Raw genomic sequence first — 3,898 nt, forward strand, 5'->3', positions numbered from 1 at the left:
GCTCCAGCCCGACCGGCGGCGATCCCGCCCGGACCTCGGCGCCGTATCGGCCGGACGAAACGCAGGACGGGCCCGGATCGATGCAGCCCTGGTGCCGGCCCTGCTCGGCGCGGGCTTCGCGCTGTGGACGCTGCTGCCGGCCTGGCTGACGGGCAATCTGCACCCGGATACGATCGAGGGGCTGTATTGGGGCCGGGAGTGGCTGTGGGGCTACCACAAGCACCCGCCCCTCGCCGCCTGGTCGTCCGAAGCGGTCCACACCCTGTTCGGCGGCGCCGACTGGGCGTATTACGCGCTCGCCCAGGCCTTAATCGCCGCCGCCTTCGCCGGCATCTGGCTGATGGCCCGCGACATCGCCGGGCGACGGGCCGCGCTGGTCGCGGTCGTGCTGCTGGCGCTGACGCACTACACCACCTATGCGACGCCGCGCTTCAACCCCAACGTCGTGCAGTTCACCTTCTGGGCCTGGACGATGGCCCTGTTCTGGCGCGCGATCATCCGCGACCGGGCGGTCTGGTGGCTGCTGACCGGGGCCGCCGCGGGCTTTGGCCTGCTGGCGAAATACTCGATCGTGGTGCTGCTCGGCACGCTGCTGGCCTATCTGCTGGTGTCCCCCGAGGGGCGCCGCCAGTTCTCCCGGCCGGGCTTCTATTTCGCGCTCGCCGCCTTCCTACTGGTGATCACGCCACATCTCGTCTGGCTGCTGCAGCACGACTTCGTGACGCTGAGCTATCTCGCTTCGCGCGGCGACGAAACCCTGAGCGGCCCCCCCGGCCATCTGGCCGGGCCGCTCGCCTTCCTCGGCGACCAGGCCTTCGCGATCCTGCCGATGCTGGTGGCGGCCGCCATCGGCCTCACCCCCTGGGGCCGGGACCGGCTGGCGCGGCTGGCCCGCCCGGCGCGCCAGCGCCTCGCCACCCCGGCCGGGCGCTACCTGGTCTTCGTCTATCTCGTGCCGATCGTCGTCCTGGCGCTGGCCTCGGCCGCCACCGGCATGCGGATCCGGACGATGTGGGGCATGAGCTTCATCCTCGCCGTGCCGCCCCTGCTCGCCCTCGCCCTGCCGGCGCTCGGCGGCCGGGACGAGACGGCCGGGCCGGCCCCGCGGCTGCTGGCGGCGGCGCTGGGCATCGCCCCCCTGTTCGCACTCGCCTTCGTCGGCCTGATGGTGGTGAAGCCGGCCTTGTCGGGCACGCCCAACATCATGAATCTCGACGGCCCCGCCCTGTCCACCGCGGCCGAGACGCTGTGGCGGCGAAGCCAGGCATCCCCGCCGGAAACAGTGATCGGGACGATCACCGAGGCCGGCACCGTCGCCCTCTACGCGGCAACCCAGCCGCAGGTGTTCGAGGACGCCGACCCGGCCCTGTCACCCTGGGTCGATCCGGAGCGGCTGCTGCACAGCGGCGCGATCTACGCGTCGCGCCATCCGCCGCTGCCGGGCCGGCCGATCGCTGGCCTCTGCCCCGAAAGCATCACCGCCTATCCCTGGCCAGCCCGCACGGCGCTCGGCACCCCGCTCGCGACGCGGAATGTCTGGCTCGCAATCCTGCCCGGCCGCGCCGCCCCTGCCACCACCTGCCCCGGCTGACGAGGGCCTCCGATGAACCACGCCATGCTGACCATCCCCCGCCGCCTGTCGATTGTCGTCCCGCTGTTCAACGAGGCGGAGTCGGTGGCGTCGCTGCACCGCTCGCTCGAGGCCCTGGCGGACCGGCTCGACCGCGACCACGGCCTCGCCGTCGAGGTCATCTATGTCGATGACGGCAGCAAGGACGGCAGCGGCGACGTCATCGCCGGACTGCCGGGTGGGCATCTGGGCATCGAGCTGATCCGGTTCAGCCGCAATTTCGGCAAGGAGGCGGCACTGACCGCCGGGCTGGACGCCGCCACGGGCGATGCCGTGGTGTTCATGGACGCCGACGGGCAGCACCCGCCGGAGCTGATCGACACCTTCGTCCGGCACTGGCTGGTCGATGGCGACGACGTCGTCTATGCCGTGCGCACCGAGCGGCGCGAAAGCCTGGCCTATCGCTTTCTGGTCAAGAGCTTCTACGGGCTGATGAACAGCGGCAACGCCTTCACCATCACGCCCGACGCGGCGGATTTCCGGCTGCTGTCGGCCCGGGCGGCCGGGGCGCTGCGCGGGATGCGCGAGCGCGGCCGGTTCTTCAAGGGGCTGTCGATCTGGGTCGGCTTCCAGCAGCGCCGGATCGACTACCAGCCGGCGGAGCGGATCGGCGGCACCACCAAATGGTCGCTGTGGAAACTGCTGCTGCTGTCGCTGAACGGCGTCACCTCATTCAGCCGCATGCCGCTGCGCATCTCCACCCTGATCGGCTTCGCCATGGCCCTGACGGCCTTCACCTATGGGCTGTGGATCACCATCGTCTGCCTGGTGCACGGCGTAGCGCTGCCGGGCGTCCCGGGAGTCATCGCCATCCTGGTGCTGATCGGCGGGGTGCTGCTGATCAACCTGGGTATCCTCGGCGAGTATCTCGGCGAGATCCTCGACGAGGTAAAGGACCGCCCCCTCTATGTCGTCGCCGAGCACATGCAGCGGGAGCGCGCAGATGACCTGCCGCACATCATCCAGACGTATCACGCTGATCGCCGATGACTACGGCCTGACCCCAGGCGTCTCGCTGGCGATCCGCCAGCTGCTGGAGGCTGGCCGGCTGTCGGGGACCAGCTGCATGACGGTCGGGGCGTTCTGGCCCGCGGAGGCCGGGGCTCTGCGCAACCTCGCCGACACGGACAGGCGGGCCGAGATCGGCCTGCATCTCTGCCTCACCGGCCCGTTCGCTCCCCTGTCCGCCCAGCTGCGCGGGACGGAGGGCTGGCGCCGGTTCCCTAGCCTCGGCGCGCTGTTCGGCCTGAGTTTCCGGCGCCGGCTGCCGCTCGCCGCCCTCGCGGCCGAGATCGAGGCGCAATATGCCGGCTTCGTTGCCGCCTTCGGCCGGCCGCCCGATTTCATCGACGGCCACCAGCATGTCCACCTGCTGCCCGGCATCGCGGAGACGCTGGCCCTGACCCTGCGCTTCGCCGGCATCCGGCCGCGCTGGATCCGGCGCTGCGGCGACAGCCCGGGACGCATCCTGCGCCGCCCCTTCGCCACCAAGTCCCTGGTGCTGCAGGCGCTGAGCCTGCGGTCGGACCACGTGCTCGGCCCTTTGTCCGCCGTGCGCAACCTAAGCTTCAGCGGCGTCTACGACTTCGCCGAGGGCAACTACCCGACCCTGTTCGACCGCTGGCTCGCCACCACGCCGGACCGGGCAGTGATCATGTGCCATCCCGGGCGGGTCGATGCCCCGCTGGCAGCATTGGATCCGGTCACGGATGCGCGTGAAGCGGAATGCCGCTACCTCGCCAGCCCGGCCTTCCTGCAGGATCTGCAGCGGCACGGCGTGACGCTGTCGCCCTTCGGCACCGGCCACGCCGCGGATGCGATCGAGGTTGCCGCGCTGGAGACTCCCTTCCCACGCGAAATCGGCTAGACTCGCTGGCTCAGCATCGCAGAGCCGGAATTCCATGCCCTCCTTCGACATCGTCTCCAAGACCGATCTGACCGAAGTCGACAACGCCGTCGCCGGCGTAATGCGCGAAGTGGCGCAGCGCTTCGACTTCAAGGGATCGAAATGCTCGGTCGAGCGCAGCGACGACAAGCTGACGATCATGGCCGACGACGACCTGAAGCTGAAGCAGATGCACGAGCTGCTGCGCGGCTACTTCTCGCGGCGCAAGCTCGATGCCGGGTCGCTCGACTTCAAGCCGGTGGAAAAGGCCTCCGGCAACATGGTGCGGCAGGAGGTGGTGGTGAAGCAGGGCATCGACCGCGACCTGGCCAAGACCATCATCAAGGCGATCAAGGACAGCAAACAGAAGGTCCAGGCCGCGG

4 protein-coding genes are annotated in these 3,898 nt (G+C 70.0%); all 4 read left to right on the forward strand.

Annotated features, from left to right (window positions below):
• Positions 1–1,591: glycosyltransferase family 39 protein (locus AC3XYG_RS21345; RefSeq protein ID WP_489141883.1), on the forward strand; the 1,591-nt coding region annotated here is incomplete at its 5' end.
• A 12-nt stretch (positions 1,592–1,603) separates the two neighbouring features.
• Entirely contained in the window at positions 1,604–2,620 is a 1,017-nt protein-coding gene (locus AC3XYG_RS21350) for a glycosyltransferase family 2 protein (protein WP_489141884.1), read from the forward strand.
• Complete coding sequence (locus AC3XYG_RS21355; RefSeq protein ID WP_489141885.1) at positions 2,574–3,497, forward strand: ChbG/HpnK family deacetylase; 924 nt, start codon at positions 2,574–2,576, stop codon at positions 3,495–3,497. Before AC3XYG_RS21350 ends, AC3XYG_RS21355 begins: the two co-directional genes overlap by 47 nt.
• Positions 3,498–3,531: 34 nt before the next feature.
• Positions 3,532–3,898: nucleotide-binding YajQ family protein (locus AC3XYG_RS21360; protein ID WP_489141886.1), on the forward strand; the 367-nt coding region annotated here is incomplete at its 3' end.

The organism is Inquilinus sp. (assembly GCF_057815775.1).

Coding starts and splice junctions, on each gene's coding strand:
- AC3XYG_RS21350 (WP_489141884.1), top strand. CDS start 1,604: ATGAACCACGCCATGCTGACCATCCCCCGCCGCCTGTCGATTGTCGTC.
- AC3XYG_RS21355 (WP_489141885.1), top strand. CDS start 2,574: ATGACCTGCCGCACATCATCCAGACGTATCACGCTGATCGCCGATGAC.